This window comes from Pseudanabaena biceps PCC 7429, assembly GCF_000332215.1.
GTDB lineage: Bacteria > Cyanobacteriota > Cyanobacteriia > Pseudanabaenales > Pseudanabaenaceae > Pseudanabaena > Pseudanabaena biceps.
On sequence record NZ_ALWB01000146.1, the window covers coordinates 1 to 14,225 of the forward strand.

Annotated in this window: 11 protein-coding genes and 1 pseudogene; 7 read left to right on the forward strand and 5 right to left on the reverse strand. The window is 43.1% G+C overall.

The window, feature by feature from the left end; genetic code table 11:
• The 4 genes and pseudogenes from PSE7429_RS15455 to PSE7429_RS15465 form a co-directional block, all read right to left on the reverse strand.
• A pseudogene (locus PSE7429_RS15455) lies at nt 1-393 on the reverse strand (IS4 family transposase); the annotation flags it as partial.
• Nucleotides 362-436: an IS4/Tn5 family transposase DNA-binding protein gene (locus PSE7429_RS28210; RefSeq protein WP_422394342.1), complete on the reverse strand. Its 75-nt coding sequence runs from the start codon at nt 434-436 to the stop codon at nt 362-364. The pseudogene PSE7429_RS15455 and the gene PSE7429_RS28210, both read right to left, overlap by 32 nt.
• Complete coding sequence (locus PSE7429_RS28215) at nt 420-548, reverse strand: IS4/Tn5 family transposase DNA-binding protein (RefSeq protein WP_202950461.1); 129 nt, start codon at nt 546-548, stop codon at nt 420-422. The genes PSE7429_RS28210 and PSE7429_RS28215 overlap by 17 nt, the downstream gene beginning before the upstream one ends.
• Nucleotides 549-928: 380 nt before the next feature.
• Nucleotides 929-1,822, reverse strand: a complete 894-nt coding sequence (locus PSE7429_RS15465; protein WP_009628193.1) for an NAD(P)-dependent oxidoreductase — start codon at nt 1,820-1,822, stop codon at nt 929-931.
• 637 nt (nt 1,823-2,459) lie between these two features.
• Here PSE7429_RS15465 and PSE7429_RS15470 point away from each other — a divergent pair.
• Both PSE7429_RS15470 and PSE7429_RS15475 read left to right on the forward strand, forming a co-directional pair.
• On the forward strand, nt 2,460-3,185 hold the full coding sequence (locus PSE7429_RS15470) for a GNAT family N-acetyltransferase (RefSeq protein WP_009628194.1): 726 nt from the start codon (nt 2,460-2,462) through the stop codon (nt 3,183-3,185).
• A 479-nt stretch (nt 3,186-3,664) separates the two neighbouring features.
• Nucleotides 3,665-4,333 (forward strand): SMI1/KNR4 family protein, encoded by a 669-nt coding sequence (locus PSE7429_RS15475; protein ID WP_158467645.1) that lies wholly within the window; start codon nt 3,665-3,667, stop codon nt 4,331-4,333.
• Between the two features lie 179 nt (nt 4,334-4,512).
• Here the strand turns inward: PSE7429_RS15475 and PSE7429_RS15480 are convergent, their stop codons facing one another.
• Nucleotides 4,513-5,481: a TauD/TfdA dioxygenase family protein gene (locus tag PSE7429_RS15480; protein ID WP_009628196.1), complete on the reverse strand. Its 969-nt coding sequence runs from the start codon at nt 5,479-5,481 to the stop codon at nt 4,513-4,515.
• Nucleotides 5,482-5,702: 221 nt separating this feature from the next.
• Between PSE7429_RS15480 and PSE7429_RS15485 the strand changes: the two genes are divergently transcribed.
• From PSE7429_RS15485 to PSE7429_RS15505, 5 genes are all read left to right on the forward strand, one after another.
• Complete coding sequence (locus tag PSE7429_RS15485) at nt 5,703-6,362, forward strand: carboxylesterase family protein (protein WP_009628197.1); 660 nt, start codon at nt 5,703-5,705, stop codon at nt 6,360-6,362.
• Between the two features lie 97 nt (nt 6,363-6,459).
• Nucleotides 6,460-7,788, forward strand: a complete 1,329-nt coding sequence (locus PSE7429_RS15490) for an LLM class flavin-dependent oxidoreductase (RefSeq protein WP_009628198.1) — start codon at nt 6,460-6,462, stop codon at nt 7,786-7,788.
• Nucleotides 7,789-8,017: 229 nt separating this feature from the next.
• Nucleotides 8,018-9,844 carry a vanadium-dependent haloperoxidase gene (locus PSE7429_RS15495; protein WP_009628199.1) on the forward strand — a complete coding sequence of 609 codons (1,827 nt, stop codon included), beginning with the start codon at nt 8,018-8,020 and terminating at the stop codon, nt 9,842-9,844.
• 71 nt (nt 9,845-9,915) lie between these two features.
• The gene (locus tag PSE7429_RS15500; RefSeq protein ID WP_009628200.1) at nt 9,916-10,650 is read left to right on the forward strand and encodes an amidase family protein; all 735 of its coding nucleotides are present in this window, start codon (nt 9,916-9,918) and stop codon (nt 10,648-10,650) included.
• 1,102 nt (nt 10,651-11,752) lie between these two features.
• A partial coding sequence (locus PSE7429_RS15505) for a hypothetical protein (RefSeq protein WP_009628202.1) occupies nt 11,753-14,225 on the forward strand: 2,473 nt, incomplete at its 3' end.

Genomic DNA, 14,225 nt, shown 5'->3' on the forward strand with positions numbered 1-14,225 from the left:
CAGCGCTTCTACCCATCGATAAGACTCTTTATCTTTGAATAACCTTTGTCGGGCTGCCTTTCGGGCAAGGGCAAGTCGTTGCTTTTTCGCTGCTGCGGTTTCATCTTGCGGTGGCTTTGCTTTCGCTTCTCGGTTCCACAATTTTTGCCATAACAACCCGATTACTTGTCCTTGTTCGGGGGCGATCGCTAAGGCACTGTGCAGAATTAATCCGTTCCCACCATTTCCCGTTGGTCCATACCCTTCCCGTTTGGCTTTAATTTTGCCATAATCTAAATAGGTAGTATCTCCTATACACAACACCAATTCTTGTTCTTCCACGGCTTCACTGGTCATTTGACAGTGTGGTTTTATGATCCTGCTAAATTCTGTTTTCCGATTGGCGAAACTCATAAGCTCTTTTTAACTCAGAGCCACTCTTAAATATCTCGGACAACGCTTTCCCGAATCCTTGACTTATTTTTTTGTCCGATTGAGTACCCTCGGTTGCTTAGTCTCTCATCTCCTAATTCACAACTTGCAAAATTCTTGTCCCACCAGTTCATCATTTTTCTTCCCTGCTTTTGCTTGATTTTTACTACTTTAACCCCATCTGCACCCTTTATCTGAAAGTCTCTTCTGGTCTGCCTTTTAAAGATCCCGTGAAAAGTAAGGAAAAACACTAGAGCCAATCGCCCAATCAGGCACTGGACTGTAAAAGAGGGATGAGTCACTCAAAGTATTTCTGGGCAAGCTTTTCACATTTTTGCAGTCAATTGCCATAAATCCTTGCTGGATAAGCTTTACAGCTATTTATCACTGCTTGAGCGACCAGTGCCCCCAATCATGTTTCTTACATGAGTCAATATTGAGTTCAAGATGATTAAAGTGGATAAATGTTTGAAAAACGAAAAACAATTACACTCAGGGTTTGTGGTTTTCATTTTGCCTACGGCAAAATGAAAACCGTTATATTTCGTTTGTAAGAGTGGTAATCACTTGAGAGAGAGCGATCGCGATCGCGTTCCTCAGGAGTTTCTTTGCCGAGGGATGTATCTTTGACTAAGCGATAGATATCCGCCGCACCTTGGAAGATGTGTTCCGTTAATCCCAATGATTTAAACGTATCGGCAATCTCTTCCATTTCTCCAATCCAGCGATGCGCCTTGGGTGTCATGCTCGGAATCGCTCGACTTAAATGGTTCAACAATCCTGATTGACTATTGCTTAATTCCGCTTCTAAGGGAGCGTCTAAGCCCAATTGATGCGCTGCAATCAGCAGTTCAGTTCCGATCGCGGTTAAGCCTTTGGTCAGAGCGGCGTAACACATCTTGAGTCCCGAAGCCTGTCCAATTTCATCGCCAATAACGCGAATATCCAGTCCATAGTCTCGCAGGGGAAGCAGTTGATTTGCGTGAGTGCCAGAGGCATAAATGCGGGTCTGGTCGGGAACCCGTGGTGGTGGACCAATAATCGATGCATCCACAAACTGCCCGCCTGCTTCCGTGATAATCTGCCCGATTCGTTTAACACGGTCGGGGGCAATCGCATTGGCATCGACATAGAGCAAGGGTTTACCGACTGCCCGAATTATTGGCGCAATTTGCTCTGCGGTTTCTGTGGCAGCAGATGGAACCAGTACTGACAGGATCAGATCAGCTTCGATTACCAAATTTTTGAGCGAACCAACATCCTCTATCTTCGCCTCAGTCGCTAACTGGCGCGTGCGATCGCTGCGATCGTCTAGGGCTGCCAAGGTATGCAATCCATGTTGGGAAAGTACGATGGCGATCACCTGTCCCATATCACCTGGACTCAAAATTCCAACCTTTTGAATGGTCATATATTAATCCGCAGCAGCAAGTTTAAGTTATCAGTATTTAATTTACGGTAAATACTGCAAATTATCGTAGATTATCTTGCCATGAGCCTACCACTAGATCCTGTCTTGAAGCAAGCCCCAAATTATACCAATTCCCAAAATGGCGTTGCCATTTTGGGAATCTCAAAACCTTACTGGGTTTGTTTTTTATTCCCTATCTCACCAATTACGGCATCAGTGACATTGGAAATACAGCAATTACCGATCAAACGAACCACAAGGAAATTTTTGAAAGCGTTGCGAAGCAACGCTTTCAAAAATTTCCTTGGTTTGGGTTTGAGTGCGAAGCGCTGTAAGTGTTGGTAATACTTCGATCCCATACATTTGAGCTTCATACTTCAATTCCTATTTTCTCGATCGCAATATGGGAAGCGATCGAAAGCTCACCTACAGTGCAAGAGTAGCGATCGCACTTGACTTAAATTAGGACTCTGCGATAGTTTGTCCAGTAATTAATCCAATTGCATTAAGTAGTTCGGTATAATTGAAAATCAAAACCAGAGAGTATACCGCCCGCTGCGCGGGCGGTATACTCTTCTAGGTTTTAAGTTTACTTATGCCTAGCTACTTATTAAAACAATAAGTTGGGCGATCAGATATGGAATCTATTGAATCTGCTGCTTTCTCAGCATGGCCTTCCCTTGATAGCCAAGATTTATATGGTTGGCATCTACGTTTTGCCGATGGCTATACCAAGCGAGCTAACTCAGCTAATTGTACGCAAGACTCGGAAGAACTATCAGAACCTCAAGTAAATCATATTAAGCAAATTTATCAGAATCGTGGACTACAACCAATATTTCGATTAACATCCATATCTGCTCCACCGCAAATTGATAGCTTACTTGCAGAAAAAGGCTATCGCTTTGTAGATATGTCGCTGGTGATGACCACACCTCTTGATATCCAACGTCAAGCTGAATTACCAACTTGTGCGTCAAGCCCAGAGTCGTGGCTAAATATATTTCAGCAGGTATCTGGCAAGTTGGAAGCATCCCAAGCAATTCACCTCAAGATGCTTCAGTCCATTAAGAGTCCCTGTGCCTTCGCCATTAAGAAGTCTCAAGAAGGACTCCCTACTAGCTGTGGTCTGGGTGTATTGGAGCAGGGTCAACTAGGACTGTTCGACGTAGCTACATCTCCTGATTTTCGCCGTAGGGGACTTGCAAGAGAGCTATGTGAGGAGATACTACAATGGGGCGGTCAGATGGGAGCGAAGGTAGCTTTTGTGCAAGTTGTTGCCGCAAATTCTTCAGCTATCAGTCTTTATGAGAGATTAGGCTTTCGTTATGCTTACCATTATTGGTATCGCATTGGCGATTAACAGCTATTGGCAAAATGAAAAGAGATTGGGGACTAAAAATATACCTAGTTGTTGAGTTCGGAGAAGTTATTGGCGATCGCAAAGTACAAGTAATTGAAATGCGATCGCTTACAGCAAGCTATTTAGTGCGATCAAGTCTGAGGAAATATATGCTATTTTCGCTTAGTTTATGCATTTTTTCTCGATCGCAATGTGGGAAGCGATCGAACTCGATCCATAAGCGTAATAGAATATTGTCATATCTCTTATTTTTTTGTTCTTTTTATTCTTTTCGTTATAGATACGTTCAATGTATTTTACATTGTATTAATTCACCTACAAGAGTGGCGATCGCACTTGACTTAAAGTAGAAATCTGCGGTATTTTGTCGTCAATAAAGCAGTTGAACCGTAATTGCTTTAAAAGCATAATTTATGTCTACAAGATAAATACGTTTTAGTCTTTCTACTTATTCAAGATTAGGTAAACCAAAAATGGTTTTGGATAAAAATAATAGTTCTGAGCTTAGATTTATTCCTACAGTAGAAGATTGGAATAATTTCTTAGAGAAATGGAATATAGCAATTTTTGAGAATCTAAAAGACAAATATTTAGAGCAGTACTTGTATGAATTTTCAGAAGCTTTAGAGAGTAAGTCTTGTCTTTGGGAAAGTGCAACTGAGGATGATATTGACAAACTAGAAAAAAGACTGAGAACTAAACTACCATTAAGTTATAAGAATTTTTTGCTCGCCTCAAATGGATTTACTATCTTAAATCGACACTGTGAGCTATATGGCACAGATCAAATCAAATGGTTCATTCAAGAGAATAAGGAATGGATAGAGATCTGGAATGGTGATGAAGAGCGAATAGATGAGGAATGGGCAGAAATCTGGGGGATTGATGACGATGATGACGATATTAGTGATGAGGAATATATTCAGTATAGAGATGATCCACTTTTGACAAGATCTCAATACATGAAAACAGCTTTACAGATTAGCTCTACAAGAGATGGTGATGTGTTTCTACTCAATCCTATAATTAAGGATACTAGAAATGAGTGGGAAGCTTGGGATTTTGGGAATAAGAATCCTGGCGCTTATAGATATTCTTCGTTCTGGGATATGATGCAAGAACTGTACAGAAAGAATTTTCGTTCTTAAAAATATCAATAGAAGAAATTGATAAGCGATCAGGGCATAACAAATCTACTTGGTTGTTGAGTTTCAAGAAGTTATTGGCGATCGCAAAGTCAATAAACTTATAGGGCTGATGTTACATGGAAAGATTTGGCTAGATATACAAATCTATAGACTTCCACGTAACATCAGTTAGTTAGATTCTAGGCAAGAACTGGTTCTGCTTTCAACTCTTCAACTTTTTGCCGCAAAACACTAGGCAAGTTGCTGTTAAACACTTCACCTTCAACGATTTCCGAACGGAAGCCATCGGGACCGACGGGAATATCGCCAGTGATGGTGGTGCGATAGAGAACGCGCTCGACTTCAATATGATCGAGATCTTGAGGGGCTAGGTGAGCAGTGGCGCGGTTATCCCAGAAAGCAATATCGCCATTGTTCCAACGGAAGCGAGTGGTGTAGGCTGGCTTCTTGATTTGGTTGAAGAACAACTCTAACAAGAGCTTACTTTCTTTGCGAGAGAGTCCAATAATGTGGGAAGTGAATCCAGGATTGACGAATAGAGCCTTTTCGCCAGTTTCAGGATGCACACGCACAACAGGATGAATCGAAACAATTGGATTCTTCGCAATCCGTTCAGCGAGTTTGCTATTGCTAGGAATATTCAAACCAGCATTGAAGTGATGTTGCGCTTTGAGCTTATCAGCGAGTTCACGAATAGGAGCAGATAGTCCTTCGTAAGCAGCAACCAAATTAGTCCAAGTGGTATCACCACCAACACTAGGAACATTCACAGCCCGCAAAATTGAACCTGCGGGAGGATTAACGGCGGCAGTGACATCGGTGTGCCAACGGCTTTCATAGCTGGAGCGCTGTAACCCATTGCGGCGTTCGTAGCGGCTGCGATCGATGGGGAGGATTTCAGGATGATCGGCGATCGGTTCATCTTCGTGAGGATGTGCGAAGGTGACTTCGCCAAACCGAGAAGTGAAGGCAACTTGACCAGCATGATCGAGATTTTGATTGCGGAAGAAGACGACTTTCCATTTTAAAAGCGCATTACGGATGTCTTTGATGATTGCATCGGATAGAGGCTGAGACAAATCTACACCTTCAATTTCTGCACCAGTGAAGGTAGAAGTGGGCTTAACGACAATGGACTGATTGCTCATGTAAATTCTCCAGAGTTATGTCTCTAAATTTGGTCGATGATTAAAAATACTACGGTAAATCTATCGACAAGCCGTAGTATAGAGTTATCATATTTTTAGAGTCAAGTAGTTAGTGATACTAAATATTTGTATTTCATAAAATTAGATAAACAAAGTAAAGGGGCATAAACCCCTTGTTCGCAAAAGATTAAATCACCAGCAAACCTATAGGAGTTAGTACTATGACCACCGAACAACGCTCTTTTGATACTGCAAATGGAGCTTTTCCTTACTTGTTTTCTCCTGCGGCAGGTGAATCTGCCCCCTTGGTACTATTTCTGCATGGCGCACGCGATCGCGGTAATGATTTGAATGTTTTGCTGAAGTGGGGCTTACCACTATTTGTGAATGAGTCGCTGTCATTGCCCTACTTTTTTGCTGCGCCTCAATTGCCTGCGGATCAAACTTGGGTCGAACGGGCTGAGGATGTGATTGCTTTTCTCGATCATTTGCTAGCCAATAATCCGATCAATCCAGCACAGGTCATCATCGCAGGGTTTAGCCTCGGTACAGCAGGCACATGGCATATTGCGACAACCTATAGCGATCGCTTTGCGGGTGTGGTTGCGGTGTCGGGTCGCGTACCTCAAGCGATCGCGGAGAAAGATCTAGCCAAACTCAAGGATATTCCTGTACAGGTGTTCCAAGGCGGACAAGACGCAAATATCCCCATTGCCGATGTGGAGAAGTTTGTCGAGAATTTGCGCGGGCTTGGTGTATCAGTAAATCTAACGGTACTCCCCGAAGGCGATCACTTTATTGCCGATCAGGTATACAGCGCCCCAGATTTACAACAGTGGTTGATCTCGCAAACTCGCCGTGAATTAGCGATCGCTGCTTAAGAAAGCAAATCAACTTGACAAAAATAAATCTTGGGAAAGTTCCGCTTTTCAGGACTCTCCCAAGATTTATCGGATATTAGCCAGCAAAAAAGAGACAATGACCAAAACGAAACAATTAAAATTAGGCGCATTTATGCGTCCCATCAGCATCCATACAGGTGCATGGCGCTATCCCAATGCTTTGCCTGATGCCAATTTTAACTTTCCCGCGATTAAAAAGCTGATTCAAAAATTAGAACAGGGAAAGTTCGATGCCTTCTTTATGGCGGATCACTTGGCTTTATTGAATATGCCAATTTCGGCTTTGCAACGCAGTCACACTGTTACCTCCTTTGAACCCTTCACCCTACTCTCAGCCCTTGCCACAGCCACCGAACATATTGGCTTAGTTGCCACAGCTTCGACCACCTATGATGCACCTTTCCATATAGCTCGTCGTTTTGCTTCCCTTGATCATATTAGTGAAGGGCGTGCAGGATGGAATATTGTCACTACTTCTAATCCCGATGCGGCGCTAAACTTTGGATTAGAAGAAGAACTAGAGCATGATGAACGCTATCGCAGAGCGCGGGAATTCTATGATGTGGTGACGGGGCTATGGGATTCCTTTGCGGATGATGCTTTCATTCGTGATGTGGAATCAGGTATTTATTTCGATCCTGATAAACTCCATGTACTGGATCATAAAGGCAAATATCTCTCTGTAAGAGGTCCTTTAAATATTGCTAGACCTGTGCAGGGCTATCCAGTGATTGTGCAGGCGGGAGCATCGGATGCGGGACGGCAGCTTGCGGCGGAAACTGCGGAAGTTGTATTTGCCCCTGCTAGTAATTTGGAAGCAGGTAAAGCACTTTTTGCAGATATTAAGGGAAGGGCTAAGGCGATCGGACGCGATCCTGATTCAATCAAAATTCTGCCAGGAGTTTTGGTGATTGTAGGTGAAACTACCGAAGAAGCGATCGCTAAACGCACCCATTTAGACAGTCTTGTCCATTACGATAGCGGCATTGCCAGCTTAAATAGTGCCCTTGGTTATGATGTTTCCAGTTTCGATCCTGATGGATCTTTACCCGAAATTCCCCAGTCTAATGCCAGTCGTAGCGCCCGCGATCGCATCGTCTCCCTTGCCCAACGGGAAAACCTCACCATTCGGCAGTTGGCGCAACGGGTTGGTAGTTATGGCGGTTTAGCCTTTGTCGGTACTGCCGAAGCGATCGCCGATCAGATGGAGCAATGGCTATTTGAAGAGGGTTCGGATGGTTTTAATATTATGTTTCCGTTTGTGCCTGAAGGACTAAATGATTTTGTGGAAAAGGTAGTTCCTGAACTGCAACGACGGGGAATTTTTCGGAAGGAGTACGAGGGCAAAACCCTTCGGGAAAATCTGGGACTATCCCGACCTCCTAACCAATTTTTTCAGAGCTAATAGAAGAGATTTTTTGTGGGTTTTCTTGTTCTCCCCTCCCAAAAAGGGAGAAGGGCTAGGGGGGACGGGTTTAAATCATTGATTTTGGAATCGTGGAATACCAATTTTTTGGGTTACTTCATGAGATAGTTTTGCCTATGCATAAAACTACTAAAAACCTATCGAGTTACCGTAGATTAGATTTGCTTTTCCCTTATTCATTAGCTTAGGAGCCATTTAGGAGATATTTATGTCGGTTGATCCTCAAGATTCGTCGCTACCATCTGATTATGTTCCCGAATTCAACCCAGAATCCAATCCAGAATCCATAAAAAAAGTGCGATCGCCTAAAGAACGCCTTGGTGCGAGTAGACGCAAATTTCTCGGTCGCGTCGGACTATTCACCGCTTCCACAGCCGTCGCAGGAGTTGTCACACCATCTCTATTCAAAAATCAAGAGAATACTGCTCAAGCCGAGCCAATTTCTAAATTTACAGGCAATGACTTCCCTTCTAGAGCTTATCAAGTGCGGATTAAAGCCGCAGAACGCCTCAAGCAAAGCATTCCTAACCATCCCACCAATGGTGATGAAGCCAAGTATCCTAACAAAATCGCTACCGATACTAGAGGCTTGCCACATAATCAATTAGGTGAAGTTGATCTCAAAGCTTATCAATCCTTCACCGATGCCTTGAAATCAGGTGATCCAGACAAATATGAGCAGATCATTCTTGGTGGTGGTCGTAAATTGGTACAGCCCTTAACCCCCTTGGCAGTCAGTTTAACTGGACTGAATCCTCTCCACTTCCCAATTCCCATTCCTCCTACCCTCGATAGTGCTGAACAAGCCGCCGAATATGTGGAAATTGCTTGGCAAGGGCTATTGCAGGATGTTCCCTTTAGCGAATATCGCAACGACACAAATAATCCTCTGATCTTAGCCGCAGTTCAGGATCTCAATCGCCTGTCTGGATTTAAAGGTCCCAAGGAGAATGGTCGGATTACACCCGAACTTTTATTTAGAGGTTCCGCTTTCTATACCGATGGGACTGGAAGGACTATTTACTTTACACTGTCAGGAGCCGATACTGGTCCCTATGTATCGCAATTCCTATTGCGTCCTATTCCCGCAGGAACTCAGTCCTATGCTCAGCTTCATCGTGTTCCTCTTGCTACCCCAGAAAATAGCTTCCAAATTAATTATGATGAGTGGCTACTTGTACAGAATGGAGGCAGTTCTGGACGCGAAATCAAATTTGATCCTGTGCGCCGCTACTTTATTAATGGACGCGATCAAGGAGAAATTGCCCATAATCCTCCACCCGTATATACTAACGCAGCTCTAATTTTGTTGGGTAAACCAGTTAAGGATAATCCTCTAGCAGGTGGTGTGGGCGCTCCTTATAATCCCAGCAATCCCTATAATAAATCGAAAACTCAAGTGGGTGGTTCAGGAACCTTTGGACCTGGTTATGTTCAGGGCTTAATTGCTGCGGTGAGTGCCCATGCAATTCGAGCGGCTTATTGGCAGAAATATTATGTCCATCGCCGTCTGCGATCGGAAGCCTTTGGTGGTTTGGTTCACAATAATAAAGTGAAGAAGACCGACTATCCCATCCATCCTGATGTATTCAATTCCGAAATCCTCGATCGCCTCTATAGCAATAATAAGAGCTATCTATTGCCTCAGTTCTTCCCCGAAGGCTCTCCGACCCACTCTTCTTATCCAGGAGGTGCATCGGTGTCCGCAGGGGCAAGTGTAACCATTTTGAAAGCTCTATTTGATGGTAGCTATGTGATTCCTAATCCCGTGATTCCTGACCCCAAAGATCCTACGAAATTGATCCCATATCAAGGCGCACCACTAACCGTAGAAGGTGAGTTGAATAAACTGGCGGCAAATATTGGCTTAGGTCGCAATAGTGCGGGTATTCACTGGCGTACTGATGCTTCGGCTTCGTTGGCATTGGGTGAAGCGGTGGCGATCGCCATTCTCAGAGATGAAGGCTCAACTTTCCGCGAAAAGTTTAGTGGTTTCACGTTCACTAAGTTTGATGGAACTAAGGTCACGATTTAGAGTTTATTGCCCCTCACCCCTAGCCCCTCTCCCGCAGGAGAGGGGAATTACTTTCCCAATCATCACTTAATATGTCAGAAATAGCAGATTTATCAGCAACAGAAATTCTATCACGATATCGCCAAGGTGAGCTATCGCCTGTGGAAGTCACTAAAGCTTCTCTACAACGGATTGAGGATTACAATGATTTGGTGAATGCCTTTGCGATCGCCGTTGATCCCGAAATCGCTCTTGCTGAAGCTCAAGCATCCGAGCAACGTTGGCGTGAAGGTAATCCCCTTGGAACCTTAGATGGCATTCCCTTTACTGCAAAAGATTTACTTTTAAGTAAAGGATTACCAACAAGGCGCGGCAGTAAAGCCATCAATCCTGATCAAGCATGGGATGAAGATGCACCCGCAGTGGCACGACTCCGTGAACAAGGTGCGATCCTGCTCGGTAAAACTACGACTTCCGAATTTGGCTACAAAGGAGTCACCGATAGCCCCTTGAATTATGATTTGCTATTAACGCCAACCTTAGCGATCGCCGCCTTCCCCGTAGGGCTAAACAAACCACCCTCAATTCCTGACAATGTTACCGATTCACAAAGAGAATGGTCACCTTTTACCTATATTTTTAATCTCACGCAACAACCTGCGGCTTCTATCCCCATTGGTTTCACCAAGAATGGATTACCTGTAGGTCTACAAATTGTCGCGGCTAAATATAATGATGCATTAGTATTGCAAGCAGCAAAAGCTTATGAAAATATCGCTCCTTTTACTCTAGCATTACAATCTAATAAATATCTTTATGCAAAGTAGCGCCTACTTTCTAGCTCAACAGTGAAGAGGTTGACATTATTGCGAACAAATTATGACCCATCAAATTTCTAATCCTCGTTTACAAACAGTTGATGCTAACACCTCAAGCAGTAGTTAAACCACAATCAAGTGATATTGATAGATGTCCGCGAACCTTTTTTTGAGGTTTAGCAATTTGATTCACAACTCCACAGATTTCAATCTGAAGCTGGCTATATTCTCCTTGGGGTATCGGTTTCTGTATGATTTACCCATCGATAGATTCAGAAGCAGATTCAGAAGCGTTTTTTGTCTCTGATAGCTCTAGAAATTCTTCTAGCATTATGGGTTCAATAGCTGTAGCGGTCATGGTTTCACCTTTAGTTAAAACGGTATAGTTTTAGATTACTGATTTCCATGTATTTATTTTAACAGCGATGGCTTTGGCACTAAACAAATGTGAGTTCAGGATAATTTGAAACGGTCTTTGAGAAAGGGTTGGCTCATCCCGAACTGATGTTAAACAAGATGAAGCAATGTTTGATCGTGCTTTTGAGTTTGCTAGATTCCAAGATTTGGCTCAGCTATCGCCCCAAAATTGTGTCGCAGATGACAGTATGAAAACGAGGTGATCCTATGCAGGATAAATTCAATAAAATTTTGATCTTTTTTTGATCTTTTATAGATCAGATCTAGAGTGATCGATGTATGCTTAAATTGCAGTTTTTTATCTACAGGAGATTACTTAGCTCGTTTTCCCCTTCAAACACAAAAAAGCCAGTGACTGCAAACCACTAGCTTTCTTGTAAACCCGAAGGTTTTATTAAATTTAATATCCGAAAATGGACAGATGTTGCTTTGGCCGGCAATTTTGTTCAGTGCTTTCTTATATCTTAACGCAAGATATAGGTTTAGCAATAGTTTTTGCTGCAAATTTTTTAATTTTTTTGCAAGAACCAATAATTAATTATTGAACTGAATTCAAAAAGTCTGTCTGTTTTCTGATTGAAGTCGCTACAAACCCTACAATCAGGACAATCTAGATGTTTTTAATTTTTCAAACCTTGCAGGAGCAGCTCTTTGTCGAGTTCTCCTTTGGCAAGCATCAAGGAGGTCAAAAATAATGACCTCCTTAAATAACCAGTATTCTTCCAGAAAGTTTTCACCAACTAAATCGCATAATCCTTGCCCAATCTGCGATGATATCAAAGGGAAATGTCGAATTGCCTCCGATAACCAAGATTTTGTTCTCTGCATGACCCATCCCAGCGATGTCAGTCTGGCGGATTGGAAATATCTGGGCGAAACCAATGGCAGTTACTTTGCAGGTAAATATGTTAGAAAATGTCCCGAATCAGAGGTGGATCGTCAAGAACGTCGCGATCGCAATTTAAAACTGCGAATTGCTCAGCAAAAGGCGAAAAGGGATGGTCTAGCTAAGTTGCCCGATGCTGTCCAGCGCGATCGCCTTTATCAAAGTTATTTGCAGAAACTGGATCTAGACAATTTAGATAGAGACGATTTAGTCAGTCGTGGCTTGTCTGAACTTGATATTAAGCTTTTAGGTGCAAAATCAACTAATTCTGGCTATATTCTGCCTATTAAGAATCCTGATGGTAAAATCCTCGGTTTTCAAATCCGTTTACGTAATGCTGATTCTGGGCGCTATCGTTGGCATAAGCCTTTTGGCATCTCTGCACAGCAACAAAATGGGGAGTTACCCCTTGCTTTTCATGGTGATATTCAGGTCGATCGCCAGCGTGTTGTCTTGGTTGAGGGTACTGGTGTTAAGCCCTATCTTGCTTCTAAACTGCGTGGCTGTGTGGCGATCGGTGCTTCGGGTGGTCAGTTTGTTGCTAGTAAAGAAACTTTACAAAGTTATTTTGATGCGATTGGGGCTAAACCTGATGTGACTCGTTTGGAATATGCGATCGATGCGGGTGATGTGGGTAACCCTTCCGTAATGCGCCGCCATGAGAAAAATTTGGATTTTCTGGCTGAGCTAGATTTTACGGTGGATGTTCTCTGGTGGGGTCAGTTTGCTAAAACTGATGATGATATTGATGAGTTATCTAATGATGCAACAATTCAGCTTTTGACAGTTGAGCAGTTTTTCCAAATTGCTAATTATCAACCTAAGCCTAAGTTTTCACCGTTTCAATGGTTGAAAGATAAGCTTTTTCCGAAGAAGACTGCAAAGGGGTTTACTAATAAATCTCAAGTTAAGAGATCGCCTCAATCCCCAGTCTCCCAATTTGAATATGAGTCAGGAAAAAGGCTAGAAACTTGGCGAGATTCATTATTAACTCACAAACATGTCCTTGATGCTTCAGCGACAGGTACGGGCAAAAGCTATGATGCGGGGCGCTTGCGTCCTGATTTATTTGATGGTGTTGAAAGGATCATCTATATATCTAATGATTCTCGCAATGTTACGACTTCCACTTTGCAGGATTGGGCGATTCTGCCTGCGCGTCACAATGGCTTGACTCATAAATCTGGGAAATTACGTCGTGCTAAGTCGGGCGAGTCTTTAGATACTCAGGCGAATTGCTCGCGGACTGGGGCGATCGCTGCTTTGCGCGATAAGGCAATTTCCGATACCAAGATTATTTGCGAGACTTGCCCTTTACTCAATGCTTGCCGTGGTAGTTCGGGTGATGGGTTTGGCTTTAAGCATAAACGAGCGATCGCTTTTAATTCTAAAATCCTGCGATCACACCCAATGAGTTTGCCTAGTCCCACTGAGTTTGATTACTCGAAAACTTTGCTGGTATGGGAGGAGGTGTCTGAAAGCTTGACAACAATGCGTCAGATTTCGGTTAGTCGTGAGGATGTAGATCGGGCGATCGCTGTTATCTCAAGATCTAGTCTTGACCATAAGCAGCAAATCATTGATGTTCTAAATAAGTTGCATGGGTTATTGGCTGATAAGTCTTATCATGGTCTGGACTTTCATGGGATTAAGTCTACTATTCCTGAAATTATTGATACGACTTTGCTGGCGGATTTGCTAAAACCCGATCTTTCAATTCTCGATACGGTTGATGAGGTTGCAGATTCTGAGTTTGAAAATGTTAAGGGTAAGGATAAGCGCGAGTTGGCTAGGGTTAATTCTTTGTTGAAGCAATCGACTACTCTTAATAGTTATGAGATTGAAAAGAAGATTGACCGTGAGGTGTTAAAGCAGTGGTTGGTGGAGTTTTTGAATATTTTATCTGGGGCGATCGCTCATGGGGATTTGCATATTCAATATGAGCGGTTAACGGTGTCTCTTTTGGATGAGCGCTTGCGCGATATTGCTCATAAGTCGGTGGCTAATCTTTATCTTGATGCCACGATTGATGTGACGGATCTGAAAATGCGGCTTGATGCTCCTGTTCATAGGATTAAGCAAGCTGGTGAATTGGTGATGCCGCCGATTTTTCAGGTGCATAATCTGGGGCGTTTGGGGTTGCAGCGTCGTGAGGAAAAGATGGCTAAGGTTGAGGCGATTATTGCTCATCTTGTCAATCTCGATCCCACTACTAGGGTGATTGATTTTAAAAAGTTTGCCAAGAGTCAAGATGGTTTTTGGTTCCGCGATTCTCGTGGTT

What these genes read in the sequence shown, in the direction of transcription:
- PSE7429_RS28215 (WP_202950461.1), bottom strand. Translation starts at nt 548, where the DNA reads ATGATGAACTGGTGGGACAAGAATTTTGCAAGTTGTGAATTAGGAGAT.
- PSE7429_RS15465 (WP_009628193.1), bottom strand. Translation starts at nt 1,822, where the DNA reads ATGACCATTCAAAAGGTTGGAATTTTGAGTCCAGGTGATATGGGACAG.
- PSE7429_RS15470 (WP_009628194.1), top strand. Translation starts at nt 2,460, where the DNA reads ATGGAATCTATTGAATCTGCTGCTTTCTCAGCATGGCCTTCCCTTGAT.
- PSE7429_RS15480 (WP_009628196.1), bottom strand. Translation starts at nt 5,481, where the DNA reads ATGAGCAATCAGTCCATTGTCGTTAAGCCCACTTCTACCTTCACTGGT.
- PSE7429_RS15485 (WP_009628197.1), top strand. Translation starts at nt 5,703, where the DNA reads ATGACCACCGAACAACGCTCTTTTGATACTGCAAATGGAGCTTTTCCT.
- PSE7429_RS15490 (WP_009628198.1), top strand. Translation starts at nt 6,460, where the DNA reads ATGACCAAAACGAAACAATTAAAATTAGGCGCATTTATGCGTCCCATC.
- PSE7429_RS15495 (WP_009628199.1), top strand. Translation starts at nt 8,018, where the DNA reads ATGTCGGTTGATCCTCAAGATTCGTCGCTACCATCTGATTATGTTCCC.
- PSE7429_RS15500 (WP_009628200.1), top strand. Translation starts at nt 9,916, where the DNA reads ATGTCAGAAATAGCAGATTTATCAGCAACAGAAATTCTATCACGATAT.